Source organism: Sulfurimonas xiamenensis (genome assembly GCF_009258045.1).
Classification (GTDB): Bacteria; Campylobacterota; Campylobacteria; order Campylobacterales; family Sulfurimonadaceae; genus Sulfurimonas; species Sulfurimonas xiamenensis.
In genome coordinates this window covers 1,671,324-1,687,263 of sequence record NZ_CP041166.1, presented here as the reverse complement: position 1 = coordinate 1,687,263, position 15,940 = coordinate 1,671,324, and the positions used below count along the sequence as shown (strand labels likewise).

The window sequence follows — 15,940 nt, the reverse complement described above, 5'->3', positions numbered from 1 at the left end:
TTTATGGAAACACTTCTATATATAGGTTTTCTTTTTGTACTTGGCGCTCTTGTTGAGCGCTTTAGTTCAACATTGTATGTTCCAAAAGTAGTAGGTTATTTGATAGCCGGTTTAGTTGTCGGTCCTGAAATTTTGGGAATTATACCTTATTATTTTGTGGAAAATTCTCATATTATTACAAATTTGGCACTTTCTATTATTGCTGTTTTAGCGGGTGCAACGCTTAAAATATCAAATCTTAACGGACATGCAAAAGAGATTGTTTCTATAACTCTTTTTCAATCTATGACTACATTTGTTGTTGTAACCTTAGGCTTTATTTTTATAGGTGATTTTTTTGGTTTTTCCATTACTCAAACGATAGTAACAGCTTTAATTTTAGGAGGCATTGCAACTGCAACAGCTCCTGCTACGCCTCTTGCAGTTGTACATGAATTTCGTGCTAAAGGCATTTTTATTTCAACGCTTCTTGCCGTTGTAGCTGCGGATGATGCCGTCTCTTTGATTATATTCTCTTTAGCACTTACTGTAAGTCTTACGCTTATGGGAAGTGATATTTATAGTTGGGAAAATATTGCCAATGCACTTTTTCTTATAACTTTTAGTGCTTTTTTAGGAGTAGTAGCTGCTTTTATAAATAAAAGTTTTGAAAAACTTTTTGCGCATCATAAAGGAATGGAGACCATATCTACATTAGGATTGATATTTATTGTTTACAGTCTTAGCGAATTTTGGGGGTTGGAGCCGCTTTTAAGCGCTATGGTTATGGGAATAGTAATGACAAATATTTCCAAAGATTTTGATATAGTCGAAGAGGAGATTGACAACCATTTGGCTGAGATTATTTTTATGCTTTTTTTTATTATCTCTGCCATGCATCTAAAATTAGAAGCACTTTTCTCTCTCCCTTTGGCTATAGGAGCATATGTTTTATTAAGATTTTTTGGAAAAGTCGGGGGAAGTTATGTTGGAGCTTTTGTTTCTAAAAGCAGCCAAGAAATAAAAAAATATTTGGGATTGGCTCTTATGCCGCAAGCAGGAATAGCTATAGGTTTAGTACTCTCATTGCAAAATCAAAGTGGGTTTGAGTCATTAGCCCCCACGCTTTTAAATATTGTTATTGCGGCGACACTTATCCATGAAGTTGTCGGTCCGTTTATGACAAAGTTTGCACTCAAAAAAAGCGGAGAAATGTATAAAAATGTAATTTAGTTATTTATAAAGTTTATAATTGTAAAATAATTAAAAGGCTAAAAAGGGAGTTAAGATGTTGGACCCTATATTACTGCAAATCGCCAAAACTGCGATCCTCCACGAATTTAATAATTCTTATACACTTGATAAAGAATCTCTTTTTAGAGACTATCCGTTTTTAAAAAAGGAGGGGGCGACATTTGTAACAATAGAACATAGTCATCATCTTCGCGGGTGTATAGGTTCAATAATTGCGCATCGTTCACTTTATGATGATCTTGTTCAAAATGCAGTTTCTGCAGCATTTCATGACCCAAGATTTCATCCTCTTAATGAAAGGGAATTTCCAAATATATCCTTGGAGGTTTCAGTTCTCAGCAAACCTGAAATTTTAGAGTATGATGATTTTGATGATCTGCTTACAAAAGTGAATCCTGATATAGACGGACTTATTTTAAATCACAACGGTCACCAAGGAACTTTTTTGCCTCAGGTTTGGGAGCAGATAAAATCTCCAAAAGAGTTTTTAGAGCATTTAAGCATAAAAGCAGGCCTGACTCCATTGGTGTATCAAGAGCATCCAATTATATATAGATATCATGTTGATGCCATAGAGAAAAAATTTGATGATATTTTATCGCTTTAACAGTGAAAATCGAGGGAGTTTAAAATGAAACGAAAAATGAGTGTAGAGGGTTCTTTTTATCCGGCAAGAGCTGTTGAAATAGAGAGATATTTTGAACATTTTAGTGCAGTTTATGATGAAGAAAAAACTTTACCGGCTGTTAAAAAAATAAAAGCTTTGATAGTTCCGCATGCAGGGTATATTTATTCTGGATATACTGCAAATATAGCGTATAGAATTTTGCAAAAAAGTAAAATAAAAAAGCTTGTTGTAATCGGACCATCTCATAAAATGGCATTTGAGGGAGTCTCTTTATGTGGTTTCAGCTCTTATGAAACACCTTTTGGAGATATAGGGAGTTCAAATTTTTTGCTGCAGAAAATAAAAGAGCAGTTTTCTCTTTCATGCACTTCTCAGGCACACATGGAACACAGCACGGAAGTCCAATTCCCTTTTATAAAACACTATATTGAAGATGCAGAGATAATAGAGTTGGTTTATTCATATGCAGATGCTGAGAGTTTATCTAAAATCATAGATTTTGTTTTAAAAGAAGAGGATTGCGGAGTTATAATAAGCACTGATTTAAGTCATTTTCATACCCTTAGTAATGCTGTAAGATTGGACAATATTTGTCTTGAAGCAATTGAAAATATTGAAATAAAAAAACTTCAAAAAGGTTGTGAAGCATGTGGTATATTGGGTGTAGAGGCTTTATTGCTGAGCGCTAAAAGACTTGGATTAAACTCTCTTTTGCTTGATTATAGAACTAGTGCAGATGCCAGTGGAGACACAGAGAGTGTCGTCGGATATGTGAGCGCATGTTTATATGAGTAAAAATATATTTAAAAATATTCCTAAACCATCAGAAAATGAATTTTTTGAAGAGCTTATCTCAAAAAATGGGATTAAAATAGAAAGAATTATTTCACATGGACATAAAAGCAGTCAATTTGAGTGGTATAATCAAACCAATGATGAGTGGGTTATTTTGCTTCAGGGGGAAGCTGTTATATCATTTGAAGATGAAGCAAGCGTTAAACTTTTTGCCGGAGATTTTATCAATATTCCTGCGCATAAAAAACATAGGGTTTCATGGACAAAGCCAGATGAAGACACTATTTGGCTTGCAGTTCATTACTAAAAAAAATTACTTTATTGATGTAATTGTAGGGCTAAATGCCTTTGTGCCAATGTTGACGATATTTCCAACTTTTAAGTTTTTAGCTTCATCTTGACTTACCACCACTTCAACAAGTTGATTTGCTATCGCGATAACAGCTATAAAAATAACATCAACCTTTATTATGTCGAGTATTTCTCCCTCAAAAGAGAATTTTTGACTTCCGTGAGTTCGCAGTAAAACATCTTTTGGTGTTCCATCATTTATGATTTTTCCATTTTGCAAAACTACAACACGCGAAGCGAGTTTATATATTTCGCTTGGGTCATGACTTACCATAATGGTGGTTGTTTTAAATTCATGATGGAGTGAAAGAATCTCATTTTGGAGTTTCGTTCTCATATAAGGATCAAGCGCGGAGAGCGGTTCATCCATTAAAAGCAGTTTTGGCCTGTTCATCAAAGCACGGCAAAGAGCAACTCTTTGTTTCTGTCCGCCGCTTAAGGTGTTTGGATATCTATCTTTTAGTTTACTAAGTTCTGTTATCTCTAAAAGATGCTGGGCTAACTCTCTGTTTTTGGATACAAAAAGAAGGTTTTCAATAACGCTCATATTTGCAAAAAGTGCATAATCCTGAAAAACAAAACCGATTCCTCTTTTTTGTGCGCTGAGAGCAAATTTATCTTTTAGCCAAAAATCATTACCTATTTTTAATTCGCCGTTAGCATCTTCTAATCCGGCAAGTATTCTTAAAAGTGTTGTTTTTCCGCTTCCGCTTTGTCCTGCAAGCGCCACAAAATCACCGGTTTTTATGTCGAGTTTTATCTCTAGGAGCATATTTGTTTGGATGCCGTGAAGTCTTTTGTTTATATCTATATTTATCATTTTATAAATCCGGAAAATTTTTGTTTTCGGTTAAAAGCATAGACTCCAAGAAGTACAAAAAAGCTTATTATCAACATAATGGCACTATAGATATGAGCAGATGTGTAGTCCATAATCTCAACCATTTCATATATTGCTACAGATGCTACTTTTGTCTCTCCTGATATGCTTCCCCCAACCATTAGCACAACCCCAAATTCTCCAACCGTATGGGCAAAAGTCACAATAATAGCTGTTATAAGCGAAGGTTTCATATTTGGAAGAGCTACTTTTAGAATAGTCTCAAATTTATTTTTTCCGCTTATATATGATGCTTCAAGAATATTTTTATTGATAGATTCGAAACCGCTTTGAAGCGGTTGAACCATAAAAGGCAAAGAGTAGAAACAGCTTGCGATTACAAGACCGGTAAAGTTAAATACAAGTTTTATGCCAAAGGTATCTTCAAAAAAAGCTCCAAGCGGAGAGTTATGAGAGAGTGAGAAAAGTATATAAAAACCTAAAACTGATGGTGGTAAAACAATGGGCAGAGCAGTTGTAGCCTCAATAAAAGGTTTGAGTTTTGATTTAGTCTGCGATAAGTACCAAGCAAGAGGTAAGGATAAAATAAAAAGTATAATTGTTGTTATGCCGGCTAATTTAAAAGAGAGTAAAAATGGTTCAAATTCTATATTTTGAAAAGATTCAATCATTTAAAATCTCCAGTATAGAGAGCTCATTTGCTTCTATAAAAACTGTTATAGTTTCTCCTACTTGTAAATTCATTTTTTGACACGATTCTTTTGTGATTATGGACTCAAGCAAACTGTCATAAACTTTGACAGTTACACTGCTTAGCAGTTTTCCGCTGTCGATATTTATAATTTTCGCTTTAAGTTGATTTGAGTAGCTTATATCGCCGTTAAAAGATTTGGCGATGCCAATATGCGTTGATTTTGTAGAAAGTTTTATTTTTGATTCAATTTTAACATCTTTATTAAGTTCTAAGCTCATCATAATAAGTGTTGTTTTGTGAAAATCAAATTTTACAATATTTAAATTTTCAACACTCTGTATCTCTTTAACTTTGGCTTCTATAGTGTTCATTATCTTTTATCTTTTTTATATTCTATTTGAATAATAACATAAAAAACCAACTAAAATACAAAACGATAAAGATATGTTTATTGAGATTTTGAAATCAAGAAATAACTTAAATGTGTTATAATGTCTATAAAAAATTAAAGGAAATTTTAAATGACCCAAAGCGACCCGGCCTCGCGTAGTTTCACCCATGTTTACATAGGAGCAGTTCTATGACTCTTCTCATTGTTTATCTCTCTCTTGCCATTTTAGTATCATTTTTGTGTTCAATCTTAGAAGCAGTTTTACTCTCAAGCACAAACTCATATATAGAAAGTTTATCAAAAAACTATAATGACAGCCTAGTCAATAAGCTAAAAGGCTTAAAATCAAATATTGATAAACCAATCTCATCAATTTTGACAGTTAATACTTTTGCTCACACAATGGGTGCCGCAGGTGTTGGTGCTCAAGCTCAGATTCTCTTTGGAGAGGAGTGGCAGGCGCTTGTAGCTTTTGTTATAACGCTTCTTATCTTGTACTTATCGGAGATTATCCCAAAAACCATAGGCGCACTTTACTGGAAAAAACTTTTAGTTCCCTCTGCATACATCATCTCGTTTATGATGACTATCAGCGCGCCTTTTACATGGTTTTCATCATTCTTGACTAGCTATATTTCAAGAAATAAAAAGCATCAAAGCAATTTTTCGCGAGATGAAATTATGGCTGTTGTTGCTATGGGCGAGAGAGAAGGGGCAATCCTTAGCAAAGAGAGTGATTTGATAGAAAATCTTTTGAAACTTAAAAATATCAAAGCAAAAGATATTATGACGCCTAGAAGCGTTGTTTTCGCTCTTTCTGCATCAACAACTATTGAAGAAGCAGTAGAAGAGGATCGTATGTATATTCACTCTCGTATTCCTGTTTTTAGAGAAACGCTTGATGATGTTGTCGGTATTGTTTTTAGTCAAAGAATTCTTGAAGAGAGCAATGAAGACAATGATAATATAACATTGGAGAGCATTTCTCATGAAGTGCACATGGTTTCTGAAAATATTCCTGTTCCAAACTTAATTGATCAGTTTGTAAAGCGTAAAACTCATCTTTTTATAGTTTATGACAGTTATGGGCAGACAGTCGGTGTAGTTACTCTTGAAGATGCTATTGAGACGCTTTTGGGTGTTGAGATTGTAGATGAGATGGATGAGATTGAAGATATGCAGCTTTTTGCAAAGGATAGAAGCAAACAGTTTCAAGATAGAATGAAGTTTGAAAGAAAAAAAATAGAAAAAGCTAAAAATACTTAACGAGGATAAAGATGGTTAAAGTTAGCGCTATTCAGATGCAAATGAGCGAAGATAAAGTTGCAAATGTCGATAAAGCTGAACAATTAACGAGAGAGGCTGCCGCAAATGGTGCGCAGATTATACTTCTTCCTGAGCTTTTTGAGGGTTTGTACTTTTGTAAAGATATGGATGAGAAGTACTTCTCATGGGCAGCGCCAAGAGAAGCAAATAAGCTTATAGAGCGCTTTTCTGCTTTGGCAAAAGAGCTCCAAGCAGTTATTTTGATTAGCTATTTTGAAAAGAGCGATGAGGGTTATTTTAACTCTTTGGTTGTTGCGGATGCAGATGGCAGGGTTATGGACAACTACCGCAAAACACACATTCCAGACGGTCCTGGATATGAGGAGAAGTTTTACTTCAAATCTGGTAATACAGGTTTTAAAGTTTATGATACAAAGTACGCAAAAATAGGTGTCGGCATCTGCTGGGACCAGTGGTTTTGTGAAACGGCAAGAGCTTTAACACTTATGGGAGCGGAGATAATTTTTTATCCGACGGCTATTGGAAGCGAACCTGAAATCGGACTTGATTCAAAAGAGCATTGGCAAAGAGTTCAGATGGGACATGCCGCGACAAACACCATTCCTGTGGTTGTTGCAAATAGAATCGGCGAAGAAGCAGGCGAGAGTTGCAGCTTAACCTTTTACGGTTCATCATTTATAACCGATTACACAGGTGCAAAAATCGCTGAAGCTTCAAGAGATAAAGAAGAGATAATATATGCTGAATTTGATATAGAAGAGAACCAAAAGCAGCGTTATTATTGGGGACTTATAAGAGACAGACAGCCAAATGCTTATGATGTTATTTGTCATTAGCAATTTGTTATAATTAATAAATTATTGAAAAAGAGGAAAAGATGAAAAAAATAAATATAGTAGTTTTAGTTTTAGGAGTTCTTATAACACAATCATTTGCGTTTGATATGGGTTCAATGTTAAAGTCTGCTGCTCCGGCAGTTGCACAAAGCGTAGCGCCGGAAACTACATCAACACTGCAAAACAATACTCTTATAAACTCTCTTAACTCATCACTTGGAGTTACCCCGACTCAAGCAATAGGTGGGAGTGCTGCTCTTTTAAATAGTGCAAAAAGTAAAATGGATTCAAATCAATTTTCACAGCTTACAGAACAAACTCCGGGTTTTGGTGATATTCTAAATAGTGGTGCAGCAACTTCACTTTTAGGAAACAGTACGCCGCAAAGTCAATTTGAAGCACTTGGAATGGATGGTTCCATGGTAAAACAGTTTGCACCGATTATACTTGATTATGCAAAAGGGTATGTATCGCCAGAGATAGCAAACGCACTTTTAAGCGCATTATCTTTTTAAATATATTTTGCTTAACTTAAAACTAAGTTGATAGAGCCAGTGCTAAAAGATTAAGTTAGAAAAAATTATTTACTATTTCTTCTTTTTTTGCACTTTTTATAAGTACTTTAAAATCATTTGCGCTGTAGAGGGAGAGTTCTCTTCCTTGATGGCTTAGAAGCTCTTTCGAGAAGCCTCTTTTAGAGAAAAGAACAGCTTGAGTCGGCTCAATGCCAAGTTTTTTACACTTGTCTAAAAGCTTATGCCACTCGCTTTTATTGACCTTGTGATTTGACCATTTACACTCTGCCGCATAAACTTTTTCATCTTTTGTTATGGTAAGAATATCTATCTCAACATTTGCATCCCAGTAACTTCCTGAACTTAAAATCTGAGAATCTCTTAGGTTGTAATTGAGCAAAACTTCAGACAGCTCTTCAAAAACCAGACTGGTATAGCTGTGTCTTCTTTTGTGAAAATCTTTAAAAAAAGTCTCATATCTGCTCGCTTCGATCTCTCTTGCATGCGGTGCGACAAAGTAGAACCAAAACCTTATAAACGGGTGAGTAAAGAGAACTTTGTGAGAGATTCTGTATCTTGCCACTTCTCTTTTTAATTTACCTTTTGGATTTAAAGAGCGGGCAGGTTCTTCTCTTGAGAACTCTATTTTAATCAGCCCTTTTTGCTCTAAAAAGTTAAGCGCACTCCCACCGTTTGCATTGTTAAGTCCTGCTCTGTTAAACGCAGAAAATATTTTTCTATCACCCACAGCCAAGGCTTTGAGCAGACGAAGACACCCCTTGTCTGCTAATGTCAAATCTTCTACTTTTTTTCTAAGCAGCACAAAATTATTTAGAATCAACTCTTCTATTAAAAAATCTATATCTTTAGTTGTATCTATTTCCCATCCGAGTCCGCCGAATATTGAAAAATATTCAATTAGCGTCTCCATATCATCAGGTGTGTTTCTTGAGTAAAATGAACGAAATTGTTCTAAGAGTCTATTTTTTATCATCGATTTATTCTATCATAATTCACTTCCCCATTTCAACATATCTATGCCGTATTTTTCTCGTATGTTTTGTGAATATTCTGTTAGTTTTTGCATTTTTTCTTCATCTGCAAAATTTAGAAGCGATAACTCCTTTTTTGACTCTCTTGTAAAGCTTGAACAGTTGATGCTTATACGAATCACTTGCAGTCTTTTGTAGATATCGGCTTCATTAAAAAGAGTTAAACATAAAGAGTCAAATTTTTTTTCTGTAAATATTTCACACAAAGTGATATTTTTATGTGATTTTTGACTCATTTCATAGTTGATGGATAAATGAAAAACCGTGGGAATCACTTTTAGTTTTAAAATGGCAAAACTTAGATGGCGGGCAAGGACATGGACTCTTCTTTTTAACTCATTTCTGTTGTAAATGGGGTCGAATGTTCTGGATATTCCTATAGATTTTCTTTTGTGTTTTGTATGAATCTTATCATCACTTGTTCCGCATACTCTGGCATATAGCTCTTTTGCGTAAGGTCCCCACGACTCAAGCGTTCCTCTTCTTCTTTTTATTTCTCCCAATGTATGAATCTGAGCACTTTGGAGTTTTGCTTTCATACTTTTACCGATGCCTGCAAACTCCCCTACAGGAATTTTCTCTATAAAATCATCCAGTTCATGAAGATATACAGCTCTGCATCCAAAAGGTTTTGCGTGTGAAGTGGCAAGCTTGGCGATGTAGCGTGTTGAAGCTGCTCCTATGGATACAGGAAGTTTTATAACCTCTTTTATCTCATGTCGTAAATCATCGATAAATCTTGGTATATCCTCATCATCTATCCACCCGCTAAGATCCCCGTAAAACTCATCTATACTCGCCTGCTCGACAAGCGGAATCTTGGACGACAAAAAGTCGTGAAGCTCATGTGAGAGTTTTTGATAAAGCGACATGTCGGGAGCCTTTATAATGAGATGAGAACAAAGAGTGAGCGCTTCTCTTATACTCATGGCAGTCTTAATGCCGTAGGCTCTTGCTTCGTAACTTGAAGTGGTTAGTATGCCGCGAACTCTTCCATCTGCATCTTTAAAAGCGTTTATATCATCATCACTTTTTTCATAAGCTTTGTAGAAAGTAGGAACAAACGAGCCTGAGTTTTCAAAGTTTACACTCTGTTCTTTTGCATCTTTGTTAAATATTTTCGTATCACTCCGCCCGCCGATGGCAACAGGTTTGCCCTCTAAATTCGGCTCTTTAATGCGCGCGGCACTTACAAAAAAGCAGTCTATATCTATGTGTATTTTCATAAATACAATTATAGATAAATTTGAGAGAGGAGGTTGAAAATATGGCAAATTGCAATTTACAATTACTATTTTTATTCCATTTATTTTTCTTTCACTAGCATACCTTCAAAATTTAGTAATAAAATTTATTTGTAAAAAAAATGAATGTATTAATAATAATTTACAAAATAATGAATCGTAGCAACTGTATTTCAAAGATAAGAAGTACGCGGAGCCAATATGAACACCCGCAAGCGATTTCGCATTGGCTCACCACAAACATTAAAATATAAAAGCATTGTAGCTTAAGGTTAAGCAAATCTATTCTATAATAAAATGAAAAAAAACTTAACATATTCTTATAATGGATATTTTAAATCTGCAAAGTTAAGATATGATTTAAATAAAGAAATGGGTTTTGTAGAAAAAAATGAATCGATAAATTTGCATTCTAACAAACCATAGTATCGAACAGAGAAGTCTGTCAATGTAGTCAACTGTTATAGTTTTAGGAAAGTATTAAAATAAATTAAAAGGTTACATAATATGAAAAAAATAGTAATCGCAGTTTTTATCTTCTCAAATTTACTTTTTGCAGGTATAAATAATAACAATGTTATTGATTACAGCGAATTTGACAAAATATCTTCACATGAACTTATTAGAGTTATGTCAAATGAGATTGCTAAAAACCTACCGATTCATATAGATTATCTAACAAAAATGATAAATATTTTTGGTATAGGCAACAATGTGGTCGTTAAAAAAGAGATAAATATAGAACATAAAGATATAAGCGATATGTGGACAAACAAAAAAAATCAACTTATAGAAGCTATGTTTAAACTTGATTCGCAAAATATTTGCCATGAACCTATATGGGAATATCTAGTTATGAAAAGAGATGTAATAGCAGAGTTCAAATATGTAGACACTAACAGTAAGCCTCTTTTTAACTACACTGTTGAAAAAGTTGATTGTCAGAAAATAATTAAATAGTTCTTAGATGAGATAGAATAAAAAAACAGCTTTTTAGTCCTTTGAGTAACGCCCCTGAGAATGAATCTCCACTTTTCTAATAACAACCCCTATGAATGAACTTTTTAAAACTGCTCTTTAACTTTTTATGTTTGCTTTTAGCAGACTTTTTAGCTCCGCTATCTCTTCTCTTAGCATTGCCAGCTCGCTGTTTGTGTGGTTTTCGGCAACATGTACCTCTTCTACGATGTGCTCTTCCTCCTCTTTGTTTATGATTGACATGGCGTCAACTACTATGGCAACTATAAGGTTTATCATAACGAAAGTAACTACAAAGATAAACGGCACAAAAAAGATCCATGCCAGCGGGTAAACTTCCATGATTGGGCGTACGATTCCCATAGACCAAGACTCCAGCGTCATAATTTGAAAAAGGGTGTAGAAAGATTCGCCGAGCGTTCCAAACCATTGGGGGAATTTCTCGGAGTAGAGTTGTGTAGCCATAATTGCAAAGATGTAAAAGAAGAGACTCATTAGCGCGGCGATGGAGAGCATGCCGGGGATAACGCTTATAAGAGCCGAGACTATTTTTCTCATCTGCGGTACGACTGTGACCAGCCTAAAGAGTCTAAGTACTCTTAAAACCCTTAAGATTTCAAATCCTGCACTCAGCGGAACAAGGGAAATAGCAACTATTGTAAAATCAAAAAGACTCCACGGGTCTTTAAAAAACGATATTCTGTTAACATAGATTCTTAAAACTATCTCTATGGTAAATATAGAGATAACAAATGTGTTAAACAGTGAAGCAAATAAACCAAAACTTGCTACAAACTCTTTTGAAGTTTCCAATCCCATCGTTATGCCATTTAAAATAATGAGATAGGTTATAAAATTTACAAAGCTTTTGCTCTCAACTACTGATTTGATTTTGCTGTACATAAAAGTCCTCTGATTTTTTTGCAATTTTATCAAATTTAGTGTTTTATTATCTCTTTAAATAATGATTTTTTCAAAAAAAGCAGTTAAATTTAAGCAGAAGTTTTGTGATTTGTAATCTTAAGTTGATACAATTCATTTATGAAATACATACTATTGATTTTTATTCTTTTTTTTAGCGCGTGCAGCATAAAAAATTATAAACATACGCAAACAAAAATTATTACCATAAAATCGCCAAAGATTAAGTTTTCAGATGTCGGTTATGTAAGAAACAGTGATCAATCAATAGAGCTAGAGCTTTTTATGGCGGGTAAGAGCATAGAGAAAATTACCATAAATCATCTGATTTGTACGAGTGAAGGGTGCATGGGCAAAAACGGATTTAACAAAGAGTATTTAGATGAAGCCTATCCTGAGGATATTATGCAAAATATGCTCCTCTCTTATGCAATTTATGATGGAAAAAATCTAATAAAAACAGAGAGCGGCTTTGAGCAGCACATTGTAGATGAAGATGTAGATATAGTTTACAAAGTAGATTTATATTCAGTTTACTTTAAAGATAAAAAAAACAGTATAATTTTTAAAATGAGGAGCATAGATGAGCAATAAGTTTGTAGGAGCACATGTAAGTGCAAGCGGCGGAGTTTTTAATGCAGTTGAAAATGCCGTTGAAATAGGGGCAAAAGCTTTTGCACTATTTACTAAAAACCAGAGACAATGGAGTGCAAAACCTCTTGATAATGAGACTATAGATAAGTTTAAAAAGGCTCTGCAAGAGAGCGGTATTTTGCCCCGTCATGTACTTCCGCACGACTCATATCTTATAAACATCGGCCATCCCGAAGCAGATAAAAGAGAAAAATCAATGGATGCTTTTTTGGATGAGGTACAAAGATGTGAGCAGCTTGGACTTGACAGGCTTAATTTTCATCCGGGAAGTCATCTAAAAAAGATAAGCGAAGATGAGTGTATGAGTAAAATTTCTGAGGCTATGAATATCACTCTTGAAAAAACAAAAGGTGTTAGTTTAGTGCTTGAAAACACTGCAGGACAAGGTAGTAATCTTGGTTGGAGATTTGAGCATTTGGCACAAATAATTGATAAAATAGAAGACAAAAGCCGTGTCGGAGTCTGTATAGATACTTGCCATATGTTTAGTGCAGGTTATGATATAAGAACAAGAGAAGCTTATGATAAAACATGGAGTGAATTTGATAAAATCATAGGATTTAAGTATTTGATGGGGATGCATATCAATGATTCAAAAGCAAAATTTGATTCGCATGTTGACAGACATCACTCTCTAGGCAAAGGTGAAATTGGACTTGATGCTTTTAAATTTATTATGAATGATGATAGAATGAACGATATTCCTCTTATACTTGAAACTATAGACAGTACTATTTGGAAAGATGAAATAAAATTGCTCTACTCTTTTGAAAATTGAGTTTGCTTTTAGCGGCTATAAAATCTTGATGCACTAATGCTCTAGAATATAAATTTTAAGGAAATACTTGGAAACATTAATCGACTTTTTAGAAACAAAAAATATAGAAAACTCTATGATTTTTGCACAATTAAAATGCAGTAAAGAAGAGGCAGTACTGCTGCAAACACTGGCAAAAAGATATATAAGCGGGGAGGAAGATGTTTTAACCCTTGATCTTTTACGAGAAATTTACGGCGATGAAAAGTATGAGAGAATAAAACATTTACAAGAGGTAAAACTTCTTTTAGAACTTGGCTGGCTGCATCAGCAGAGTTTTACACCCATAAAAATCTCCGAAGTCACACCCCTTGAGCTTTTAAATAGCTCAATAGGGCTCTCACCCTCGTTTTTGAAGCTGCTTCAAGATGGCGCATTAGAGAGTGAACTGCCGGATATTAAGCCCTATTCTGATCATCTTGAATATTTGCAGGATCAGTTTTTACGCATAGACCTTTATCAAAAAATGAGTGCAATCCGTCAAAATGTGCATGAACACTCTTTGGGAATAGACAGAACACAGGCAAAATTAAAGCTTTTGGAAAAACGCATAGATGACAGGGTCGCGCAGACTCCTGGAAAACTTGTGCTTGATAAATTTTTCAAACAAAAAAAGATGGACGCAAAAGAGCAGGTGATTTTTCTTGCACTTCTTCGTGAAGAGTACAGTGCCACGGATGCATCTTTGCGTGAGATGAACACGCTAATAGAGCTAATATCGCTTGATGAGTACGAGCGTATAAAAAACCGTTCGCTTTTAGAGGATGGCTCAAAGCTGATAAATGAGGGGATAATCGATTATGAAGAGATGCTAAATCCCTTTGGAGGAATCTCCAGAGCCTTTTATATTGTCGATGATGTTCTTCAAAGCATTATTCATCCTCAAAAGAGCAAAAAAGTACGCCGTATAAAATTAAATACTCTTGTAGATGAGCAGGATATCTTTGAGTTGGTTGATCCTGAAACTTCACTGGAAGATGTAGTGCTTGCAAATGATACACAAGAGACTCTTAAAAATCTTATGAGACAGCTTGACAAAGAGGTTGTTCTAAGACTTATAGAGTGGGGAGTCAAAGATAAAAAAAGTGGTATTGACGCAAGAATCATTTTTTACGGTGCGGCAGGAACTGGTAAAACCATGACGGCATATTCTCTCGCAAAGTCGCTCAAACGCCAGGTTTTGGCATTTGACTGTTCAAAGATTCTCTCTATGTATGTTGGCGAGAGTGAGAAAAATGTCCGCAAAATATTTGATACTTTTTATGATTTATGTGAAAAAACAAAAACAGAACCAATACTTTTGTTAAACGAGGCAGATCAGTTTTTAGGTGCGCGCTCAAGCGGTGCAAACAGCGGGGCTGACCAGATGCACAATCAAATGCAAAATATCTTTTTGGAGCAGATTGAGAAGTTTAAGGGCGTGCTTATTGCTACTACAAATCTTCTTGAAAACATTGATAAAGCATTCTCAAGACGCTTTAACTACAAGATAGAGTTTAAAAAACCAAACAAAGAACAGCGGCTCTCTCTTTGGAAAAAGATGCTTCCTTTGCATGCGCCATATGAAGAGGGTTTTGACCTAAACGAGCTTGCTGAATACTCTTTAACAGGCGGACAAATAAGCTTGATTATAAAAAATACCGCATATAAAGTAGCCGTAAGAGAGGAACCTGTTTTTTCTTTAAAAGATTTTGAACATGAGATAAAAAAAGAGAAGAGTGCAAGCTTTGACAGTGAAAAATTGATGGGATTTATAAATAAATAAGATTTTTATAAAATTATATTGATGAGTTGTAAATAAAAAATTATCTCAGTTATATATAGCAGCAGAGGAGAAGAGAAGATGGATGGATATATACTTCTTTCACATGGAAGTAAAGTAAAAGCTTCAAATGAGGCAAGTTTTAAGGTTTTAGAAGAGCTTAGAAAAAATATTCAAAACATAGAGTTGGCTTTTTTGGAATTAGCTGAGCCTGATTTTGAAAATGCCGTAAAACTTCTCATAAAAGCCGGTGCAACCTCCATAAAAGTTTTACCTCTTTTTTTGGCTCCGGGAAAGCATGTAAAAGAAGATATTCCCTCTCTTCGTGAAGTATGCAGTAAAAAATATAAGATTGAGATTACTGTTTTAGAGCATATTGGGGCAAACAGCGGATATGTAAAGTTGATTGAAGATATCTTGTTATTTGGTAGATAGTATGAACAAATTTATGCGTGAAGCTGTAAAAGAGGCATTTAAAGGCGTAGAACAAAATCACGGCGGCCCTTTTGGAGCCGTAATAGTAAAAGAGGGCAAAATTATTTCAAAAGCTCACAATGAAGTTATAAAACAAAATGACCCGACTTTACATGCCGAGATAAATGCAATTAAAAAAGCTTCCAAAAAACTCCAAACTTTTGATTTAAGCGGATGCGAAATTTATATTACATGCATGCCGTGCCCTATGTGCATGGGAGCGATAAGATGGGCAAATATTAAAACAGTTTATTACGGAGCAACAAGTAAAGATGCAGATAAAATAGGTTTTAGAGACAAAGAGTTTTATGAAAAAGAGTTTTTAGAGTTAAAAAATATCGACAGAGAAGAGTGTCTAAAACCATTTAAAGCGTGGAGTGCAAAGGAAGATAAGATTCTCTACTAAGAGTGCAATACATAGTTTTTCAATACTCATAATCAACATCTCCATTCTCAAGATAGCAATT

Annotated in this window: 19 protein-coding genes; 13 read left to right on the top strand and 6 right to left on the bottom strand. The window is 34.7% G+C overall.

The window, feature by feature from the left end; translation table 11 throughout:
* Positions 1-3 precede the first annotated feature (3 nt).
* The 4 genes from FJR47_RS08540 to FJR47_RS08525 are packed head-to-tail and all read left to right on the top strand — an operon-like array spanning position 4 to position 2,963.
* Positions 4-1,212: a cation:proton antiporter gene (locus tag FJR47_RS08540; protein ID WP_152300020.1), complete on the top strand. Its 1,209-nt coding sequence runs from the start codon at positions 4-6 to the stop codon at positions 1,210-1,212.
* A 55-nt stretch (positions 1,213-1,267) separates the two neighbouring features.
* Complete coding sequence (gene amrA / locus FJR47_RS08535; protein WP_152300019.1) at positions 1,268-1,840, top strand: AmmeMemoRadiSam system protein A; 573 nt, start codon at positions 1,268-1,270, stop codon at positions 1,838-1,840.
* Positions 1,841-1,864: 24 nt separating this feature from the next.
* A complete protein-coding gene (gene amrB, locus FJR47_RS08530; RefSeq protein ID WP_152300018.1) occupies positions 1,865-2,656 on the top strand; it encodes an AmmeMemoRadiSam system protein B in 792 nt (263 codons plus the stop codon).
* Positions 2,649-2,963 carry a cupin domain-containing protein gene (locus FJR47_RS08525; RefSeq protein WP_152300017.1) on the top strand — a complete coding sequence of 105 codons (315 nt, stop codon included), beginning with the start codon at positions 2,649-2,651 and terminating at the stop codon, positions 2,961-2,963. Before amrB ends, FJR47_RS08525 begins: the two co-directional genes overlap by 8 nt.
* 6 nt (positions 2,964-2,969) lie before the next feature.
* Here FJR47_RS08525 and FJR47_RS08520 read toward each other — a convergent pair whose 3' ends face one another.
* From FJR47_RS08520 to FJR47_RS08510, 3 genes are read right to left on the bottom strand one after another with little or no spacing between them, the layout of a single operon-like run.
* Positions 2,970-3,827: an ABC transporter ATP-binding protein gene (locus tag FJR47_RS08520; protein ID WP_152300016.1), complete on the bottom strand. Its 858-nt coding sequence runs from the start codon at positions 3,825-3,827 to the stop codon at positions 2,970-2,972.
* The gene (gene modB, locus FJR47_RS08515) at positions 3,824-4,519 is read right to left on the bottom strand and encodes a molybdate ABC transporter permease subunit (RefSeq protein ID WP_152300015.1); all 696 of its coding nucleotides are present in this window, start codon (positions 4,517-4,519) and stop codon (positions 3,824-3,826) included. Before modB ends, FJR47_RS08520 begins: the two co-directional genes overlap by 4 nt.
* On the bottom strand, positions 4,512-4,913 hold the full coding sequence (locus FJR47_RS08510) for a TOBE domain-containing protein (RefSeq protein ID WP_152300014.1): 402 nt from the start codon (positions 4,911-4,913) through the stop codon (positions 4,512-4,514). Before FJR47_RS08510 ends, modB begins: the two co-directional genes overlap by 8 nt.
* Before the next feature lie 209 nt (positions 4,914-5,122).
* Between FJR47_RS08510 and FJR47_RS08505 the strand changes: the two genes are divergently transcribed.
* Genes FJR47_RS08505 through FJR47_RS08495 form a run of 3 tightly spaced genes read left to right on the top strand, consistent with a single transcriptional unit; the run spans position 5,123 to position 7,571 of the window.
* Complete coding sequence (locus FJR47_RS08505; protein WP_152300013.1) at positions 5,123-6,199, top strand: CNNM domain-containing protein; 1,077 nt, start codon at positions 5,123-5,125, stop codon at positions 6,197-6,199.
* An 11-nt stretch (positions 6,200-6,210) separates the two neighbouring features.
* Entirely contained in the window at positions 6,211-7,056 is an 846-nt protein-coding gene (gene aguB / locus FJR47_RS08500; protein ID WP_152300012.1) for an N-carbamoylputrescine amidase, read from the top strand.
* Positions 7,057-7,097: 41 nt separating this feature from the next.
* On the top strand, positions 7,098-7,571 hold the full coding sequence (locus tag FJR47_RS08495) for a DUF2780 domain-containing protein (protein ID WP_152300011.1): 474 nt from the start codon (positions 7,098-7,100) through the stop codon (positions 7,569-7,571).
* A 55-nt stretch (positions 7,572-7,626) separates the two neighbouring features.
* Here the strand turns inward: FJR47_RS08495 and FJR47_RS08490 are convergent, their stop codons facing one another.
* Together FJR47_RS08490 and FJR47_RS08485 are read right to left on the bottom strand one after the other, a co-directional pair.
* Positions 7,627-8,565, bottom strand: a complete 939-nt coding sequence (locus tag FJR47_RS08490; RefSeq protein ID WP_152300010.1) for a DUF234 domain-containing protein — start codon at positions 8,563-8,565, stop codon at positions 7,627-7,629.
* 12 nt (positions 8,566-8,577) lie between these two features.
* A complete protein-coding gene (locus FJR47_RS08485) occupies positions 8,578-9,849 on the bottom strand; it encodes a Y-family DNA polymerase (RefSeq protein ID WP_152300009.1) in 1,272 nt (423 codons plus the stop codon).
* A gap of 525 nt (positions 9,850-10,374) precedes the next feature.
* Here FJR47_RS08485 and FJR47_RS08480 point away from each other — a divergent pair.
* Positions 10,375-10,827, top strand: a complete 453-nt coding sequence (locus FJR47_RS08480; protein WP_152300008.1) for a hypothetical protein — start codon at positions 10,375-10,377, stop codon at positions 10,825-10,827.
* Positions 10,828-10,944: 117 nt separating this feature from the next.
* Here FJR47_RS08480 and FJR47_RS08475 read toward each other — a convergent pair whose 3' ends face one another.
* The gene (locus FJR47_RS08475; protein ID WP_152300007.1) at positions 10,945-11,748 is read right to left on the bottom strand and encodes an ion transporter; all 804 of its coding nucleotides are present in this window, start codon (positions 11,746-11,748) and stop codon (positions 10,945-10,947) included.
* A gap of 138 nt (positions 11,749-11,886) precedes the next feature.
* On the opposite strand from FJR47_RS08475, the gene FJR47_RS08470 reads away from it, so the two are divergent.
* The 5 genes from FJR47_RS08470 (at position 11,887) to FJR47_RS08450 (ending at position 15,879) form a co-directional block, all read left to right on the top strand.
* Positions 11,887-12,360 (top strand): hypothetical protein, encoded by a 474-nt coding sequence (locus tag FJR47_RS08470; RefSeq protein ID WP_152300006.1) that lies wholly within the window; start codon positions 11,887-11,889, stop codon positions 12,358-12,360.
* Positions 12,350-13,198: a deoxyribonuclease IV gene (nfo, locus tag FJR47_RS08465; protein WP_152300005.1), complete on the top strand. Its 849-nt coding sequence runs from the start codon at positions 12,350-12,352 to the stop codon at positions 13,196-13,198. The genes FJR47_RS08470 and nfo overlap by 11 nt, the downstream gene beginning before the upstream one ends.
* A 67-nt stretch (positions 13,199-13,265) precedes the next feature.
* The gene (locus FJR47_RS08460; protein ID WP_152300004.1) at positions 13,266-15,002 is read left to right on the top strand and encodes an ATP-binding protein; all 1,737 of its coding nucleotides are present in this window, start codon (positions 13,266-13,268) and stop codon (positions 15,000-15,002) included.
* Positions 15,003-15,080: 78 nt separating this feature from the next.
* Positions 15,081-15,434 (top strand): sirohydrochlorin chelatase, encoded by a 354-nt coding sequence (locus FJR47_RS08455; protein WP_152300003.1) that lies wholly within the window; start codon positions 15,081-15,083, stop codon positions 15,432-15,434.
* 1 nt (position 15,435) lies between these two features.
* Positions 15,436-15,879 carry a nucleoside deaminase gene (locus tag FJR47_RS08450; RefSeq protein ID WP_152300002.1) on the top strand — a complete coding sequence of 148 codons (444 nt, stop codon included), beginning with the start codon at positions 15,436-15,438 and terminating at the stop codon, positions 15,877-15,879.
* Positions 15,880-15,940: the final 61 nt, after the last annotated feature.